This window comes from Knoellia sp. LjRoot47 (genome assembly GCF_964253435.1).
Classification (GTDB): Bacteria; Actinomycetota; Actinomycetes; order Actinomycetales; family Dermatophilaceae; genus Knoellia.
This window is the reverse complement of the sequence record NZ_CAXUQS020000001.1, coordinates 452,822-469,045: the sequence shown is the minus strand read 5'-3', so window position 1 is coordinate 469,045 and position 16,224 is coordinate 452,822. Positions and strand designations below refer to the sequence as shown.

Genomic DNA, 16,224 nt, shown 5'->3' with positions numbered 1-16,224 from the left:
AGGACCCACCTGCACGGGTAGCGTGTACACCAGCCTGTGGCGCGCGAGCGTGCACGGAATGAGCTCGTTGATCAGGAGGACGTGGGGCCCTGCGCCCCATTCACATTCATGGATGCCAAGCGCGTGTTCAAGACCCCGTTGTTCTGGGTCCTTGCGGTCATCGCCATCACCGTCGTGATGTTCTCGTTGGGAGGGGACGGCGGCTACGCGACGATCGACACGGCCAAGGCCGAGAAGCTCATCACGGACAAGAAGGTCGACAAGGCCGAGTTCACGAGCGACAACGTCCTCAACCTCGACCTCAAGTCGGACTCGCCCTACACCGACGAGAAGGCCAACATCTCGGGCGCCGACAAGGTGCGCGCCGAGTTCGTCGACGCCCGCGCCGAGTCGCTCGTCGAGCTCGTCAAGGCCAACCCCCCGACCGACGGCTACAACGACAAGCGCGAGACCCAGAACCCGTTCTGGAGCCTGTTCATCAGCATCTTCCCGATCCTGCTGCTCGTCGGACTCTTCTGGTTCATGATGAGCCAGGCACAGGGCGGTGGCTCGCGGGTCATGCAGTTCGGCAAGTCCAAGGCCAAGCTCGCCACCAAGGACACCCCCAAGGTCACCTTCGACGACGTCGCCGGCGCCGACGAGGCGGTCCAGGAGCTCCACGAGATCAAGGAGTTCCTCGCCGACCCGGCGAAGTTCCTCGCCGTCGGCGCCAAGATCCCCAAGGGCGTCCTCCTCTACGGCCCGCCCGGTACCGGCAAGACCCTGCTCGCGCGCGCCGTCGCCGGCGAGGCCGGTGTGCCGTTCTACTCGATCTCGGGCTCGGACTTCGTCGAGATGTTCGTCGGTGTCGGCGCCTCCCGAGTCCGTGACCTCTTCGAGCAGGCCAAGGCCAACGCGCCCGCCATCGTCTTCGTCGACGAGATCGACGCCGTCGGCCGCCACCGCGGCGCCGGCCTCGGCGGTGGGCACGACGAGCGCGAGCAGACGCTCAACCAGCTGCTCGTCGAGATGGACGGCTTCGACGTCAAGACCAACGTCATCCTCATCGCGGCGACCAACCGCCCCGACATCCTCGACCCGGCGCTGCTCCGCCCCGGCCGCTTCGACCGCCAGATCGCGGTCGAGGCCCCCGACATGCTCGGCCGCCACCGCATCCTCGAGGTCCACTCGCAGGGCAAGCCGATGGCTCCCGGTGTCGACCTGCTCGCCGTCGCCCGGCGCACGCCCGGCTTCACCGGCGCCGACCTCGCCAACGTCCTCAACGAGGCCGCGCTGCTCACGGCCCGCACCGACAAGACGCTCATCGACGACGCCACGCTCGACGAAGCCATCGACCGCGTCATCGCCGGTCCGCAGAAGAAGACGCGGATCATGTCGGCCAAGGAGCGCAAGATCACGGCCTACCACGAGGGTGGTCACGCCCTCGTGGCCGCGGCGATGAACCACACGGACCCGGTCACCAAGGTGACGATCCTGCCCCGCGGCCGGGCACTCGGCTACACGATGGTCATGCCGATCGACGACAAGTACTCGACGACCCGCAACGAGATCCTCGACCAGCTCGCCTACGCCCTCGGTGGCCGCGTCGCGGAGGAGATCATCTTCCACGACCCGACGACCGGCGCCGCCAACGACATCGAGAAGGCCACCGCGATGGCCCGCAAGATGGTCACCGAGTACGGCATGAGCGAGCGCGTCGGCGCGATCAAGCTGGGCCAGAGCCAGGGCGAGGTCTTCCTCGGTCGCGACATGGGCCACCAGCGCGACTACTCCGAGAAGATCGCCGGCATCGTCGACGAGGAGGTGCGCAACCTCATCGAGGCCGCGCACGACGAGGCGTGGCACGTCATCAACGACAACCGCCACATCCTCGACCGCCTCGTCCTCGAGCTTCTCGAGCGCGAGACCCTCAACCAGAAGGAGATCGCCGAGGTCTTCGAGGGCATCGTCAAGCGCCCGCTGCGCCCGACGTGGCTCTCGAGCGAGCACCGCGGCATCTCCGACCAGCCGCCGGTCCTCACCCCGGCCGAGCAGGTGGCCCTCAACGGCCACGGCCCGGCGGGCGAGCCGAGCGGTGCGCACGTCAACGAGGGCGACCCGTCGACGTCCGCGGCGATCGACCGCGCCGCCACCGAGGGTGCGCACCCGGCCGCCGAGGCCGCCGGTGAGCACCCGCCCACCCAGGTGATCGAGGTTCCCGAGGGCCAGCGTGTCGACCCCGACGCCCACTGAGGAGGGTCGGCCGGTGCCGGACTCGAGCGACGCGACGGACACGAGCAACGTGGTCGACACGACGCGCGAGACCGACTCGGTTCCCCCGCGACAGGTCGACCACGAGCGAGCCCGCGCGGCGGTGCGCGAGTTCCTCAGCGCGATCGGCGAGGACCCCGACCGCGAGGGCCTGCTCGACACTCCCGACCGCGTCGCGCGTGCCGCGACCCAGCTGTTTGCCGGCCTGTCCCAGGACCCCGCGGAGGTCCTGTCCGCGCGGTTCTCGATCGACCACGAAGAGCTCATCATCGTGCGCGACATCGAGATCTTCTCGACGTGCGAGCACCACCTGCTGCCCTTCCACGGCGTCGCCCACGTCGGCTACATCCCCGCGTCCGACGGCACGGTGACCGGGCTGTCCAAGCTCGCCCGCCTCGTCGACGTCTTTGCCCGGCGTCCGCAGGTGCAGGAGCGGATCACGACCCAGGTCGCCGACGCGCTCGTCGACAACCTCGGCGTGCAGGGCGTCATCGTCGTCATCGAGGCCGAGCACCTCTGCATGTCGATGCGCGGCGTGCACAAGCCCGGCTCCCGCACGATCACCTCGGCCGTGCGCGGCCAGCTGCGCGACCCCGCCACCCGCGCGGAGGCGATGTCGCTGCTGCTCGGCGGCAAGCGGTGAGCGGCACCAGGTGATCCCGCTCGTCGCCGGTCCGCGACCCCTGGTCATGGGGGTCGTCAACGTCACACCCGACTCGTTCAGCGACGGTGGCGAGTGGTTCGAGCCGGAGGCGGCAGTCGCCCACGGGCGTGAGCTGCTCGCTGCCGGTGCCGACCTCATCGACGTCGGTGGCGAGTCGACCCGTCCGGGCGCCGAGCGCCCGTCCGTCGAGGAGGAGCTGCGCCGGGTCGTGCCCGTCGTGCGGGCCCTGGCCGACGAGGGCGCGGTCATCTCGATCGACACGATGCGCGCGTCCGTGGCGGCGGCCGCCGTCGACGCCGGCGCCGCGATCATCAACGACGTGAGCGCGGGCCTCGCGGACGGCGAGATGGCAGCGCTCGCCGCGCAGGCCGGCATACCCTTCATCGCCATGCACTGGCGCGGGCACAGCACCGACATGCAGTCACGCGCGGTCTACGACGACGTCGTCGTCGACGTGTGCCGCGAGCTGCAGGAGCGCGTGGAAGCCTTGCAGGACAGCGGGATCGACCCCGTCAACATCGTGCTCGACCCCGGGTTCGGCTTCGCCAAGACGGCCGAGCACAACTGGGCGCTCCTGCGTAGCCTCGACGAGGTCGTCGCGCTGGGCCACCCCGTGCTCGTCGGGACGTCCCGCAAGACCTTCCTCGGCCGGCTGGGGCGCCCGGCCGGTGCCGACCCGAAGCCGCCGACCGAGCGCGACCTGTCGACCGCCGTGACGTCGTTCCACGCAGCACGGTGCGGTGCGTGGGCCGTGCGCGTGCACGACGTCGCCGCGACGATCGAGGCGCTCGACGTGGCCGACGCACTCAAGGGCCCTGATGCAGAGGAGCATGCGTGAGCGACCGGATCACCCTCAAGGGCGTGTCGGCCGAGGGCTTCCACGGGGTCCTCGACTTCGAGAAGCGTGACGGCCAGACGTTCGTCGTCGACGTCGAGATGGACGTCGACCTCACCCAGGCCGGCACGAGCGACGACCTCGTCGACACGGTGAACTACGCCGAGGTCGCCGGCGACGTCGTGGCCCTCATCGAGGGGGAGTCGCTCGACCTCATCGAGGCGCTGGCCGACCGGATCGCGGCCAAGGTGCTCACCCGCCCGCTCGTCGAGTCGGTCGTCGTCACCGTCCACAAGCCGCAGGCGCCCGTCGGGCACCCGTTCACCGACGTCGCCGTCACCGTCGAGCGGCTGCGCGAGACACCCGTCGTCGTCGCGATCGGCTCCAACATGGGTGACCCGCTCGAGACGATCCAGAACGCCGTGAGCGCCCTCTGGCTCGCGCTCGACCTCAAGTCGGCATCGCGCGTCTACGAGACCGCACCCGTCGGCGGGCCGGCGCAGTCGGCCTACCTCAACGCGGTCGTCGTCGGGACGACCTCGCTGTCTCCGCAGCGCCTTCTGCGCACGCTCCAGGACATCGAGCTCGACCACGGCCGGGTCCGCAAGGAGCGGTGGGGGCCGCGCACGCTCGACCTCGACCTCATCCAGTACGGCGACCCCGTGTTCGACACCGACGTCCGCCTCACGACCGAGGCGCTCACCCTCCCGCACCCGCGGGCGCACGAGCGGGCGTTCGTCCTCGTGCCGTGGGCCGACGCCGACCCCGAGTCGGCGCTGCGCGTCGACGGGCAGGTCCGGCGCGTGGCCGAGCTCGCCACCGAGGTCGGCAGCGCCGGTGTCGCACTCGGACCGGACGTCGACCTCCTGGAGGACGGGTGGTGAACGGCCACGGCGTGCGCACCCGCGTCGCCGTGCTCGTGACGCTCGTCGTCGGCATCGCCTCGTGGGTCCTCTGGCAGCTCGTCACGGGTGAGGGTCGGCTCGTGCCGCGCCCGTCGTGGCTCGCGGCCGTGCTGCTCGTCGGCATGGCGGCGTTCGTCGCCGGGTGGGCCTGGCCGGTCCGCTCCTACCTCGCCGGTCGCTCGACCAAACGCCTCGACCCGCTGCGCGCCGCGCGCGTCGTCGTGCTCGCCCAGGCGGCCACGCTCACCGGCGCTGCCGCCGTCGGCTGGTATGCCGGCCAGCTGCTCGTCGTCGCCGGTGAGCTCTCGCTCGTGGCCAACCAGGACCGGCTGTGGCGTCTGGCCGTCCTCGTGGCCGCCGGGCTCGTGCTCGCGGCGGCTGGGCTCGTCGCCCAGTCGTGGTGCCGGGTCGACCCCCGCGACGACAACGACTGACGGCCACTGACCGACTTATTGCGACTTCGCAGAGTCGCTCGCTGGCGCTCGCAACTCTGCGAAGTCGCAATAAGTCGGGAGGGGGCTACTTGTCGACGTCGCCGACGACGAAGAACGTCGAACCGAGGATGGCCACCATGTCCGAGACCAGCGTGCCGGGCAGCAGCTCGGTGAGCACCTGCACGTTGTTGAACGACGCCGAGCGCAGCTTGAGCCTCCACGGGGTCTTGTCGCCGCGCGAGACGAGGAAGTAGCCGTTGAACCCGAGCGGGTTCTCGGTGGCGACGTAGGTCTCGCCCTCGGGGACCTTGAGCACCTTGGGCAGTCGCTGGTTGACCGGCCCGGCCGCGAGGCCGCCGAGCACCGACAGGCAGTGCTCGACGAGGTCGAGGCTCACGTGGACCTGCTCGAGCAGCACCTCGAGCCGGGCCAGGCAGTCGCCCGCGGTCCGGGTCACGACGCGGCCGGGCCCGTCCTCGCCGAACAGCTCGCCATAGGCCAGGTAGGGCGCGTCCCGTCGCAGGTCGACGTCGAGGCCCGACGCCCGCGCGATGGGTCCGGACACGCCGTAGGCCTGGACGGTCTCGACGTCGAGCACGCCGACGCCACGCGTGCGGGCGGTGAGGATCTCGTTGCCGACGAGCATCGACTCGAGGTCGGGCAGGCGACCCCGCACGGCCTTGACCGCGTCGTCGACCCGGCCGAGCCACCCCGCGGGCACGTCCTCCTTGAGCCCGCCGACGCGGTTGAACATGTAGTGCATGCGCCCACCCGACGCCTCCTCCATGACCGCCTGGAGCTCCTCGCGCTCACGGAACGCATAGAAGACGGGCGTGATCGCACCGAGCTCGAGCGGGTAGGAGCCGAGGAACATGAGGTGCGACAGGACCCGGTTGAGCTCGGCGAGCATCGTGCGCAGCCACACCGCGCGCTCGGGCACCTCCATGCCGAGCATCTCCTCGACCGCGAGGACGACCCCGAGCTCGTTGCCGAACGCGCTGAGCCAGTCGTGGCGGTTGGCGAGCACGATGATCTGCCGGTAGTCACGGACCTCGAAGAGCTTCTCCGCGCCGCGGTGCATGTAGCCGATGATCGGCTCGGCCCGCACGATCCGCTCGCCGTCGAGGGTGAGACGGAGCCGGAGCACGCCGTGCGTCGCCGGGTGCTGAGGGCCGATGTTGAGCACCATGTCGGCGGTCGCGAGCCCGCCCGCCCCGACGGCGACGGTCGTCGTCTGCGTCGGCATGCTCGTCGGCTCAGGCATGGCCCCGAGTATGCCGCGTCATCACCCACGAGAACCCGCCGAGCCCGTTCGGGTCGGTGAGCGCGGCGACCGCGGAGGCACGGCCGAGCGCCCGGACATAGGCGAGCGGGTCGGTGCTCGCCTGCGCGTGTTCCGGCGTCGCGGAGATCAGGCCCAGTCGGTGGAGCAGCTCGCGCTGCGTGACGACCTCGTCGGCGCCCAGCGAGTCGGTGGCGACGTGCGCGGTGAGGTCGCGCAGCCCGTCCGGGACCGTCTCGGTCACCTGGCCCTCCCTGTATGCCGTGAGCGTCCCGTGCTGCGGACGTCCCGTCCGCGTGTGGCCGTAGTCCACGGCGACCGTGAGCCCGGAGAGACTGCGGGACACCAGGTCCCGCCACGCGAGGTCGCGGCTCAGTCCGATCTCGACGCGCTCGCCGGGCGTGGCATTCGGCCACCACGCGTCGGCCCAGGCGCGGTCGTCGCCGGTCACATCGTCACCGAGCGACTCGGAGCCGTCGCCGTCGACGAGCACCTCGCGCAGGACGCCGTCGTCGTCGACCTCGGCCACCGTGCACGGGACGACGTCGAGCCACTCGTGGGCGAGGACGAGGGCGTCGAGGTCGTGCAGGTCGTCGGGGAGCAGCGACCCGCCGGGGGAGCGAAGCCACCCGACGTCGTCGGGCAGGTCGTCGGGCCGCCCGACGACGTCGACCCCGAGGAGCTCGAGCTCGGGCCGGCAGCCCCGGAGGTGCCGCAACAGCTCGCCGCGCCCGCACGCGAGGTCGACCACACGGCATACGCCCGTCTCGTCCGCGAGGCGAGCGACCGCCTCGGCGAGGACGGCTCCCAGGTCTCCGTGCGCGGAGGTGGTGAAGTGCCCGGCCGGCCCCTCGTCGCGGCGGTAGAAGCCGTCGGGTCCGTAGAGCGCGTCCCACCACGCGTCACGCCAGGGTCGAGGGCTCACGCGCGCCAACCTACGGCAGCAAATGCGTTCGCGTCGGAGGGCCGGCGACGGCACACTCGATGCGGTGAAACCCCTCACCGAGAACGAGATCCGCTCCAGCTTCGTCAACGCGTCCAAGCGCGAGGTGGCGCAGGCGAGCCTGCCCGACCTGTCGAGCCTGGACTGGGACCGGCTCGAGTACCTCGGCTGGCAGGACGGCAAGCGACCGCTGGGCTACGCCGTCGTCGTCGTCGACGACGAGCCGCGGGGCATCATCCTGCGGGCCGCGCCTCCGCCCACGGCGCTGGGCGGCCGACGACGCAGCGCCATCTGCGCCTGGTGCGAGGACCCGCTCGAGACCCAGGACGTGAGCCTGTACGTCGCGAAGCGGTCGGGCGCCGAGGGCCGCAAGGGCGACACCGTGGGCACCCTCATCTGCACGGACTTCCGGTGCTCGGCCAACGTGCGGCGCAAGCCGACCTTCGCCGAGCTCGGGTCGAACGACCCGTCGGCCCGTGAGCAGTTCATCGCTCGGCGCGTCGCCGGGCTGGAGGAGCGGGCAGCCAGGTTCGTCGCGCAGGTCTGAGGTAATAGGTTGGCTGCGTGAACGCAGGCGAGCACCCCGCACGGTTGTCGATCGGGGTCATCGGGGCCGGTCGGGTGGGTGCCGTCCTGGGTGCCGCCCTCGCCCGCGCGGGGCACCAGGTGAGAGCCGCGTATGCCGTGAGCGCCGAGAGTCGTGAACGCGCGGCAGCGCTTCTGCCGGGAGTGCCGCTCAAGGAGATCCCCGACGTCATCGACGGCGCCGACCTCGTCCTCCTCGCCGTGCCCGACGACGCCCTGCCCGAGCTCGTCGCCGGGCTGGCCGCCACCGACACGTGGCAGGCCGGGCAGATCGTCGTGCACACGAGCGGGCGCTACGGCGCCGACGTGCTCCGCCCCGCCATGTCGGCGCACATCCTCCCCGTGGCGATCCACCCGGCGATGACCTTCACGGGCACGGCGCTCGACCTCGGCCGGCTCGAGGAGTGCGCCTTCGGCGTCACGGGTCCGGACGCGCTGCGGCCCATGGCCGAGGCGCTCGTCGTCGAGATGGGCGGCGAGCCGGTCTGGGTCGCCGAGGACCAGCGGGCGGCCTACCACGCGGCCCTCGCCCACGGCTCGAACCACCTCGTCACGCTCATCGCCGAGGCCATGGAGGTCCTGGCCGCCGCCGGCGTCGAGCAGCCGCGCGCCGTCCTCGGACCGCTCGCGCGCGCCGCTCTCGACAACGCGTTGCGGCTGGGTGACGCAGCGCTCACCGGACCCGTCGCCCGTGGCGATGTGAGTACCGTGGGCTCGCACCTGCGCGAGCTGGACCGGATCTCGCCCGAGATCAGGACGACCTACGTCGCCCTGGCCCGCGCCACCGCGGTGCGTGCGCTCGAGAGCGGACGGCTCCGGCCGTCGGCCGCCGAGCCCTTGCTCGACACCCTCGCCGACCAGGAACCCCAGGAGCCGACACCGTGACCGACAGCGCCACCTCCACCGCGGCACCGGACGACGCCGCCGGCGGACCGGTCGTCGCGAGCACCCGCGACGAGATGCGGGCCGCCCGGGCGGCCCTCGCCGGCAGCGACGTCGCCGTCGTCATGACGATGGGTGCGCTGCACGAGGGTCACGCCCAGCTCATCCGGGAGGCCCGTCAGGCGGCGGAGCACGTCATCCTCACGATCTTCCTCAACCCGCTCCAGTTCGGGCCCAAGGAGGACCTGTCGCGCTACCCGCGCACGTTCGACGACGACATGCGGATCGCGACCGACGCCGGCGTCGACATCGTCTTCGCCCCGACGCCGGACGTCGTCTATCCCGACGGCGACCCCGGCGTGCGCGTCTCGGCGGGCCCGCTCGGCGACGTCCTCGAGGGCAAGTCGCGGCCCGGCCACTTCGACGGCATGCTCACCGTCGTCGGCAAGCTGCTCCACCTCACCGGCGCCCGCCGTGCCTTCTTCGGCCAGAAGGACGCCCAGCAGCTGCTCCTCATCCGGCGCATGGTCCGCGACCTCGACTTCCCGGTCGAGGTGGTCTCCGTCCCGACCGTCCGCGAGGACGACGGTCTGGCCCTGAGCAGCCGCAACACCTATCTCACCGACTCCGACCGCGAGGTGGCCCTCTGCCTGAGCCGCGCGCTCACCGCGGGAGCCGACCAGGCGGCATACGGGCCGTCCGCCATCCGCCGTGCGGCCCGCGACGTCGTCGTCGAGGAGCCGCTCGCCCTCGTCGACTACCTCGTGCTCGTCCACCCGAGCACGCTCCAGGACGTGCCCGAGTGGTACCGCGGCGAGGCGCTGCTCGCCGTCGCGGCCCGGGTCGGCACGACGCGGCTCATCGACAACACCCCGATCCTCGTCGGGCCCGGCGGTGGCAGACTCGACGTCTTCTCGCAGCCCGAGTCCGGCAGCATCCCCGCCCGCCCGGCATCGTGAACCGGCATCTCGACCAGGAGAGCACTCCCATGTACCGCTACATGCTGCACAGCAAGATCCACCGCGCCACCGTCACGCAGGCCGACCTGCACTACGTCGGCTCGCTGACGATCGACATGGACCTCATGGAGGCCGCGGACCTCCTCCCCGGGCAGCAGGTCGACGTCGTCGACGTCGACAACGGCAACCGGCTCACGACCTACGCGATCGAGGGCGAGCGCGGCTCCGGCATCCTCTGCATCAACGGCGCCGCCGCCCGGCTCATCAGCCCCGGCGACACGGTCATCATCATCGCCTACGCGTCGATGTCCGACGAGGACGCACGGGCCCACGACCCCAACGTCGTCTTCGTCGACAAGGACAACCGGATCGTCGAGGTCGGTGACGACGCGGGCGACGTGCCGGAGGGCTTCGGCCTCAGCACGTCGGCCGTGACGAAGCGCTCGCACGGGTGACCGGGCCCGAGGCGAGCACCCGGAGCGGCGCCCGGATCCCACGGGCGCTCGCGGCGCCGGCCCCGGGCTGGACCACGTCCGCCGACGTCATCGTCGTCGGCTCGGGCATCGCCGGCCTGACGTGTGCCCTGCGGCTGCGTGAACAGGTCGACCGGGTCCTGCTCGTCACCAAGACGGTGCTCGACGAGGGCTCCACGGCGTGGGCGCAGGGTGGGATCGCCGCGGCGCTCCACCCCGAGGACTCGCCGGAGGAGCACCTCGAGGACACCCTCGTCGCCGGTGTCGGGCTGTGCGACCGGGACGCCGTCGAGGCGCTCGTCACCGAGGGTCCGAAGCGGGTACGCGAGCTCGTCGCGCTCGGCGCCGAGTTCGACCGCGACGCCGAGGGCGAGATCAAGCTGACCCGCGAGGGCGGCCACCACCGCGACCGCATCGCCCACGCCGGTGGTGACGCGACCGGTCGGGAGATCTCGCGGGCGCTCATCGCGGCCCTCGACCGCGTCATCGACGACCCGGGCATCGAGGTCGTCGAGCACGCGCTTGTGGTGGATCTCCTCCAGTCCGAGCCGGGCTCGGGACCGCACTCGGGGGAGGGGGAGGGTGCGCCGGTCGTCGGCGTCACCCTGCACGTCATCGGCGAGGGCCAGCTCGACGGCGTGGGGGCGGCCTATGCCCGTGCGGTCGTCCTCGCCACCGGCGGCCTCGGCCAGATCTACACCTCGACGACGAACCCGCCCGTGGCCACCGGTGACGGCATGGCCGCGGCCCTGCGAGCCGGTGCGCGCATCACCGACCTCGAGTTCATCCAGTTCCATCCGACCGTGCTCTTCCTCGGAGAGGGCTCGACCGGGCAGCAGCCGCTCATCTCGGAGGCCGTGCGCGGTGAGGGTGCGTTCCTCGTCGACGGGACCGGTCGCCGGATCATGGAGGGACGCCACGAGCTGGCCGACCTCGCGCCGCGCGACGTCGTCGCTCGGGCGATCCTCGAGACGATGCGTGAGCAGGGCACCGACCACGTCTTCCTCGACGCCCGCCACCTCGGCGGCGCGTTCCTCGAGGAGCGGTTCCCCTCGATCGTCGCGTCCTGCCGCTCACTGGGCTTCGACCCGGCGACCGACCTCCTGCCCGTGGCGCCGGCACAGCACTACGCCTCGGGTGGCGTCGCGACCGACCTTCGCGGCCGCACGTCGCTGCCCGGCCTCTATGCCTGCGGCGAGTGCTCGTGCACCGGGGTCCACGGGGCCAACCGGCTCGCCTCCAACAGCCTTCTCGAAGGCCTGGTCTTCGCGAGCCGGATCGCCGCCGACATCCCCGAGCGGATCGCGGCGGGGGAGCTGCCCGAGGTGGTCGTGCCCACCACACCGACCCACGCCGGCGGCGAGGGATCGGGTCCCGGCGCGCTGCTCGACAGCTCGCAGCGGCTCGCCGTGCAGCGCGCCATGACCGTCGGCTCGGGGCCGGTGCGCTCGGCCGAGTCGACCGCCTCGACCGCTCGCGAGCTGGGCGAGCTGTCGGCGCTGCCACCGTCGACCGCCGCTCCCGGCCCACGTACCTGGGAGACCACGAACCTGCTCCACCTCGGCCAGGCGCTGACCGAGCTCGCCCACCGCCGGGCCGAGACGCGCGGCGGGCACGTGCGCAGCGACTTCCCCGACCGTGACGACGACCGATGGCTCGTGCGCCAGAGCGTCGTCGTCGCACCCGACCGCTCCCTCACCGTGACCGAACGGAGTATGCCGTGAGCTCCCCCTCGCGACCCGACCTCGCCTTCCCCGAAGGGGACGCCCGACGTGTCGTCACCGTGGCGCTCGACGAGGACCTCGGCGGGCCCGACGGTGTCGACGTCACGACGATGGCGACGATCCCCGCGTCACAGCGGACCCGTGCCGCGGTCGTGGCGCGCGAGGCGGGCACCGTGGCCGGTGTCGACGTCATCGCCCTCACCCTCGACGAGGTCGCCCGGCGCCTCGGCGCGGACCCGGTGTCGGTCTCGCTCGTGGCGGCCGACGGCGACCGGGTCGAGCGCGGAGACGTCGTGGCACGCCTCAGCGGGTCGACGCGCGAGACGCTCGTCGCCGAGCGGACCCTGCTCAACCTCATCAGCCGGCTGTCCGGCATCGCCACGCACACCCGGCGGTGGGCCGACGAGCTCGAGGGCTCCGGCGCCACCGTCCTCGACACCCGCAAGACGACGCCGGGCCTTCGTGCGCTCGAGAAGTTCGCGGTGCGCGCGGGCGGCGGCACCAACAAGCGCATGGGGCTCTACGACGTCGCGATGATCAAGGACAACCACAAGCTGGCCGCGGGAAGTCTCGCCGCGGCATACGCCGCCGTCCGCGAGCAGTTCCCGGAGGTGCCCGTGCAGGTCGAGGTGACCACGACGGAGGAGGCGCTCGAGTCGGTCGCGGCGGGCTCGCGGTTCCTCTTGTGCGACAACATGTCCACGGACCTGCTGCGCGCCACGGTGGAGGCGGTGCGTGGCACCGGCGAGGACGTCGAGATCGAGGCCACCGGTGGGCTGACGCTCGAGGTGGCGGCGGACTACGCCGCGACCGGCGTGGACTACCTCAGCGTCGGTGGGCTGACCCACTCCTCGCCGATCCTCGACCTCGCCCTCGATCTGCTCCCCGAGACCGACTGATTGCGCTGCTGTCCCAGCAGCGCAATCAGTCGGGGGTCAGTGACCCTTGCGGAGGGTCGGGTGGTCGGCCTCGATCGTCGCAGGGTGGACGAAGAGCGGCAGCAGTCGGCGTGACGCCGGGGTACGCAGGGCCTTGACGGCCGCGAGGTGCGCCTCGCAGCGCAGCACCAGCTCGTCGTAGGCCTCCTGCCCCATGAGCTCGACGAGCTCGGCACGGTTGCTCCGGTAGACCGGCTCGGCACCGACGTGAGCGTCGGGGTTGCCCGAGCAGTACCAGTCGAGGTCGTGCCCGCCCGGGCCCCAGCCGCGGCGGTCGTACTCGCCGATCGACACCTCGAGGTAGCTCGTGTCGTCGGGGTTCTCGACGATCCGGAAGGTGCGGCGGATCGGCAGCTGCCAGCAGACGTCGGGCTTCTGCGTGTGCGGCGGCTGGCCGGTGAGGACCGCGTGCTGGTGCAGCGCGCAGCCCGCGCCGGCGGGGAAGCCGGGGCGGTTGAGGAAGATGCAGGCGCCGTCGACGACCTTGGTCTTGCGGGCGTCGTCCTCGAGCTCGGTCCAGTGCGACACCTTGGACGGGTTCTTCTTGTCCGGTCGCAGCTGCCACTCGTCCTCACCGAGCTGCTCGACGACGGCGGCCACCCGGGCTAGGTCGTCGTCGTCGGAGAAGTGCGCTCCGAGGGTGCAGCACCCGTCGTCGGGGCGCTCGGCATAGATGCCCTCGCACCCGGACCCGAAGATGCAGGTCCAGCGCGACGTCAGCCACGTGAGGTCGCACCGGAAGCGCTGTCCGGCGGCGGCGGGGTCGGGGAACTCGACCCACGTGCGGGGGATGTCCAACGGGGTCTCGGCCACCGGTTCACCCTATGTCGCCACCCGCCGACTACCGTGGACCCATGCGGCTCGGGGTCATCGACGTGGGATCCAACACCGTGCACCTCCTCGTCGTCGACGCCCACGTCGGCGCCCAGCCGATCCCGGCGAGCTCCCACAAGCGCGAGCTCCGGCTCTCCGAGCACGTCACCGACGACGGCGCCATCGACGATGCCGGCTGCGAGCAGCTCGCCGAGTTCGTCGCCGAGTGCCTCACCGTCGCCGAGGACCAAGGTGTCGAGGACCTCATGGGATTCGTCACGAGCGCGATCCGCGAGGCGCCCAACGGCGACGATGTCCTCGCCGCCGTCAAGGAGCGCACCGGTGTCGTCCTCGAGGTGCTCTCGGGCGAGGACGAGGCGCGCCTGACCTTCCTCGCCGCTCGCCGCTGGTTCGGCTGGTCGGCCGGAACCCTCCTCGTCGCCGACATCGGTGGCGGCTCGCTCGAGATCGCGCAGGGCATGGACGAGGACCCCGACATCTCGATCTCGCTGCCGCTCGGCGCGGGTCGGGTCACGCGCGACCACCTCGCCGGGGACCCGCCCGGTGAGGCCGCGGTCCGGGCCGCCCGCAAGCACGTCCGGGCGACCATCGCCCGTGAGCTGCGCCCGCTCGCCAAGGCCGGCAGCCCCGACCGGGTGGTCGGCACCTCCAAGACGATGCGTTCCCTCGCCCGGATCACGGGAGCCGCCCCGAGCAGCGAGGGCATGTATGCCGTCCGCCACCTCGAGCGCGCCGCTCTCGACGCGATCCTGCCCAGGATCGCGAGCATGACTGCGGCACAGCGCAGCTCGCTGCCCGGTGTCTCCACGTCGCGGGCGCAGCAGCTGCTCGCCGGCGGTCTCGTCGCCTCCGCCACGATGGACCTGCTCGGCGTGGACCGCCTCGAGCTCTGCCCCTGGGCGCTGCGTGAGGGCATCATCCTGCGCAGGCTCGACGGAATGCACTGATGGCTGCCCGTGACGCTGTCCTGATCCCCGACATCCCGGTCGCGCTCTCCACGGCGTCGGTCTATCCGGAGAACTGCGCTGCGGCCTTCCAGTACGCCGCCCGGCTGGGCTACGACGCCGTCGAGGTCATGGTGTGGACCGACCCGGTGACCCAGGAGGCCGGCGCGCTGAGAGCGCTCGCCGAGCTGCACGGCATACGGATCGTCTCGGTCCACGCGCCGACGCTGCTCATCAGCCAGCGGATCTACGGCGTCGAGCCCTGGGGCAAGATCGACCGGTCGCTCGAGCTCGCGCACGACCTGGGCGCCGACACGGTCGTGCTGCACCCGCCGTTCCGCTGGCAGAAGGACTATGCCCGCGACTTCGCCGACGGCATCGCCACCCGCGAGCACGAGTCGGGCATCACCCTCGCCGTCGAGAACATGTACCCGTGGCGGGTGCGTGGCCGCGAGATCGAGGCCTACCTGCCGCACTGGGACCCGGTGCCGCAGCCCTACGACCACGTGACCTTGGACCTGTCGCACACGGCGACCGCGGGGTCGGACGCCCTGGCGATGGTCAGGGCCCTCGGGCCGCGGCTCACGCACCTCCATCTCGCCGACGGCCTGGGGTCGATGCGCGACGAGCACCTCGTCCCCGGCCACGGGTCGCAGCCGTGCGCGGAGGTGCTGGACACGTTGGTGCACAACGGATACTCGGGGTCCGTCGTCGTCGAGATCTCGACGAGGCGGCTCACGGCCGAGCAGCGCGAGATGGCGCTCACCGAGTCGCTCGTGTTCTGCCGGCTGCACCTCGCGGGTGCGCTCGAACCGGGGGAGGGCACATGAGTCCGCGTGGGCGCCGGCCCGGTGGCGAGGACACCCGGGCGGCGATCATCGCCGCGGCTCGGACCGAGTTCGCACAGCGCGGCTACGACGGCACCTCGCTGCGGGGGATCGCGCGCGAGGCCGGCGTCGACCCCGCTCTCGTGCACCACTACTTCGACGGCAAGTCAGAGCTCTTCGTCGAGGTCATGTCCTTCCCGGCCAACCCTGCGGTCCTCGTCGAGCAGATCGCGGCGGTGCCACGGGACGCCTTGGGTGAGACGCTCGCCCGCGTGTTCCTTGCGGCGTGGGACGGGCCCGAGGGTCGCGAGCGCTTCGCCGCGATGTTCGCGGCGGCCGCGGCCCACGAGGAGCACGCCCGGATGGTGCGTGAGTTCGTCGGGCGCGAGGTCCTGCACCGGGTCGTCGCGTCGATGCGGACCGAACCCGGCATCGGTCCGCGGGACGGGGAGTCGCTCGAGGTGCGGGTCGCGCTCGGTGCGGCACAGCTCATCGGGATGGGGCTGCTCCGCTATGTCGTCAAGGTCCCCGCGGTCGCGGACGCCAGTGTGGAGGAACTCGTCGCGATCCTGGGGCCCACCCTCCAGCGCCACCTCGTCCCGCCATCACCCCACTGATTGCCCTCGGGCGCGCACGGCGGGGCAATCAGTCGCGTCACCCCTGCAACTGATTGCCCTTGGGCGCGCACGGCGGGGCAATCAGTTGGGGTCTTGCGGGCGAGGGCTGCTCGGGTCTAAATTCATCA

The 16,224-nt window shown here is 71.8% G+C and carries 17 protein-coding genes; 14 read left to right on the top strand and 3 right to left on the bottom strand.

Annotated elements, in window-relative coordinates; all coding sequences use genetic code 11:
- The first annotated feature begins 108 nt into the window (after positions 1-108).
- The 5 genes from ftsH to ACSQ11_RS02270 are packed head-to-tail and all read left to right on the top strand — an operon-like array spanning position 109 to position 5,088.
- A complete protein-coding gene (gene ftsH / locus ACSQ11_RS02290) occupies positions 109-2,232 on the top strand; it encodes an ATP-dependent zinc metalloprotease FtsH (RefSeq protein WP_436002653.1) in 2,124 nt (707 codons plus the stop codon).
- A gap of 49 nt (positions 2,233-2,281) precedes the next feature.
- Positions 2,282-2,893 carry a GTP cyclohydrolase I FolE gene (folE, locus tag ACSQ11_RS02285; protein WP_436006680.1) on the top strand — a complete coding sequence of 204 codons (612 nt, stop codon included), beginning with the start codon at positions 2,282-2,284 and terminating at the stop codon, positions 2,891-2,893.
- A 10-nt stretch (positions 2,894-2,903) separates the two neighbouring features.
- Positions 2,904-3,752: a dihydropteroate synthase gene (gene folP, locus ACSQ11_RS02280; protein WP_436002650.1), complete on the top strand. Its 849-nt coding sequence runs from the start codon at positions 2,904-2,906 to the stop codon at positions 3,750-3,752.
- Positions 3,749-4,633 carry a 2-amino-4-hydroxy-6-hydroxymethyldihydropteridine diphosphokinase gene (gene folK, locus ACSQ11_RS02275; protein ID WP_436002648.1) on the top strand — a complete coding sequence of 295 codons (885 nt, stop codon included), beginning with the start codon at positions 3,749-3,751 and terminating at the stop codon, positions 4,631-4,633. The genes folP and folK overlap by 4 nt, the downstream gene beginning before the upstream one ends.
- Positions 4,630-5,088, top strand: a complete 459-nt coding sequence (locus ACSQ11_RS02270) for a DUF3180 domain-containing protein (RefSeq protein WP_436002646.1) — start codon at positions 4,630-4,632, stop codon at positions 5,086-5,088. Before folK ends, ACSQ11_RS02270 begins: the two co-directional genes overlap by 4 nt.
- Positions 5,089-5,173: 85 nt before the next feature.
- Here ACSQ11_RS02270 and ACSQ11_RS02265 read toward each other — a convergent pair whose 3' ends face one another.
- Both ACSQ11_RS02265 and ACSQ11_RS02260 read right to left on the bottom strand, forming a co-directional pair.
- Positions 5,174-6,352, bottom strand: a complete 1,179-nt coding sequence (locus ACSQ11_RS02265) for an NADH-quinone oxidoreductase subunit D (RefSeq protein WP_436002644.1) — start codon at positions 6,350-6,352, stop codon at positions 5,174-5,176.
- Positions 6,345-7,295 (bottom strand): SAM-dependent methyltransferase, encoded by a 951-nt coding sequence (locus ACSQ11_RS02260; protein ID WP_436002642.1) that lies wholly within the window; start codon positions 7,293-7,295, stop codon positions 6,345-6,347. The genes ACSQ11_RS02265 and ACSQ11_RS02260 overlap by 8 nt, the downstream gene beginning before the upstream one ends.
- A 64-nt stretch (positions 7,296-7,359) precedes the next feature.
- Here ACSQ11_RS02260 and ACSQ11_RS02255 point away from each other — a divergent pair, with 64 nt between their 5' ends.
- The 6 genes from ACSQ11_RS02255 (at position 7,360) to nadC (ending at position 12,835) form a co-directional block, all read left to right on the top strand.
- Positions 7,360-7,860 carry an FBP domain-containing protein gene (locus tag ACSQ11_RS02255; RefSeq protein ID WP_436002640.1) on the top strand — a complete coding sequence of 167 codons (501 nt, stop codon included), beginning with the start codon at positions 7,360-7,362 and terminating at the stop codon, positions 7,858-7,860.
- A gap of 17 nt (positions 7,861-7,877) precedes the next feature.
- Complete coding sequence (locus tag ACSQ11_RS02250; protein ID WP_436002638.1) at positions 7,878-8,783, top strand: Rossmann-like and DUF2520 domain-containing protein; 906 nt, start codon at positions 7,878-7,880, stop codon at positions 8,781-8,783.
- A gap of 74 nt (positions 8,784-8,857) precedes the next feature.
- On the top strand, positions 8,858-9,739 hold the full coding sequence (panC, locus tag ACSQ11_RS02245) for a pantoate--beta-alanine ligase (protein ID WP_436006678.1): 882 nt from the start codon (positions 8,858-8,860) through the stop codon (positions 9,737-9,739).
- 29 nt (positions 9,740-9,768) lie between these two features.
- A complete protein-coding gene (panD, locus tag ACSQ11_RS02240) occupies positions 9,769-10,194 on the top strand; it encodes an aspartate 1-decarboxylase (RefSeq protein WP_436002636.1) in 426 nt (141 codons plus the stop codon).
- Positions 10,191-11,936: an L-aspartate oxidase gene (locus tag ACSQ11_RS02235; protein WP_436002634.1), complete on the top strand. Its 1,746-nt coding sequence runs from the start codon at positions 10,191-10,193 to the stop codon at positions 11,934-11,936. Before panD ends, ACSQ11_RS02235 begins: the two co-directional genes overlap by 4 nt.
- The gene (gene nadC / locus ACSQ11_RS02230) at positions 11,933-12,835 is read left to right on the top strand and encodes a carboxylating nicotinate-nucleotide diphosphorylase (protein ID WP_436002632.1); all 903 of its coding nucleotides are present in this window, start codon (positions 11,933-11,935) and stop codon (positions 12,833-12,835) included. Before ACSQ11_RS02235 ends, nadC begins: the two co-directional genes overlap by 4 nt.
- Before the next feature lie 36 nt (positions 12,836-12,871).
- Here the strand turns inward: nadC and ACSQ11_RS02225 are convergent, their stop codons facing one another.
- Entirely contained in the window at positions 12,872-13,687 is an 816-nt protein-coding gene (locus tag ACSQ11_RS02225; RefSeq protein ID WP_436002630.1) for a hypothetical protein, read from the bottom strand.
- Between the two features lie 41 nt (positions 13,688-13,728).
- Between ACSQ11_RS02225 and ACSQ11_RS02220 the strand changes: the two genes are divergently transcribed.
- The 3 genes from ACSQ11_RS02220 to ACSQ11_RS02210 are packed head-to-tail and all read left to right on the top strand — an operon-like array spanning position 13,729 to position 16,096.
- Positions 13,729-14,655: a Ppx/GppA phosphatase family protein gene (locus tag ACSQ11_RS02220; protein ID WP_436002628.1), complete on the top strand. Its 927-nt coding sequence runs from the start codon at positions 13,729-13,731 to the stop codon at positions 14,653-14,655.
- Positions 14,655-15,482, top strand: coding sequence for a sugar phosphate isomerase/epimerase family protein (locus tag ACSQ11_RS02215; RefSeq protein ID WP_436002626.1), 828 nt, complete (start codon positions 14,655-14,657; stop codon positions 15,480-15,482). The genes ACSQ11_RS02220 and ACSQ11_RS02215 overlap by 1 nt, the downstream gene beginning before the upstream one ends.
- On the top strand, positions 15,479-16,096 hold the full coding sequence (locus ACSQ11_RS02210) for a TetR family transcriptional regulator (protein ID WP_436002624.1): 618 nt from the start codon (positions 15,479-15,481) through the stop codon (positions 16,094-16,096). Before ACSQ11_RS02215 ends, ACSQ11_RS02210 begins: the two co-directional genes overlap by 4 nt.
- The last annotated feature ends 128 nt before the right edge of the window (positions 16,097-16,224 follow it).

What these genes read in the sequence shown, in the direction of transcription:
- ftsH (WP_436002653.1), top strand. Translation starts at nt 109, where the DNA reads ATGGATGCCAAGCGCGTGTTCAAGACCCCGTTGTTCTGGGTCCTTGCG.
- ACSQ11_RS02265 (WP_436002644.1), bottom strand. Translation starts at nt 6,352, where the DNA reads ATGCCTGAGCCGACGAGCATGCCGACGCAGACGACGACCGTCGCCGTC.
- panC (WP_436006678.1), top strand. Translation starts at nt 8,858, where the DNA reads ATGCGGGCCGCCCGGGCGGCCCTCGCCGGCAGCGACGTCGCCGTCGTC.
- panD (WP_436002636.1), top strand. Translation starts at nt 9,769, where the DNA reads ATGTACCGCTACATGCTGCACAGCAAGATCCACCGCGCCACCGTCACG.
- ACSQ11_RS02220 (WP_436002628.1), top strand. Translation starts at nt 13,729, where the DNA reads ATGCGGCTCGGGGTCATCGACGTGGGATCCAACACCGTGCACCTCCTC.
- ACSQ11_RS02215 (WP_436002626.1), top strand. Translation starts at nt 14,655, where the DNA reads ATGGCTGCCCGTGACGCTGTCCTGATCCCCGACATCCCGGTCGCGCTC.
- ACSQ11_RS02210 (WP_436002624.1), top strand. Translation starts at nt 15,479, where the DNA reads ATGAGTCCGCGTGGGCGCCGGCCCGGTGGCGAGGACACCCGGGCGGCG.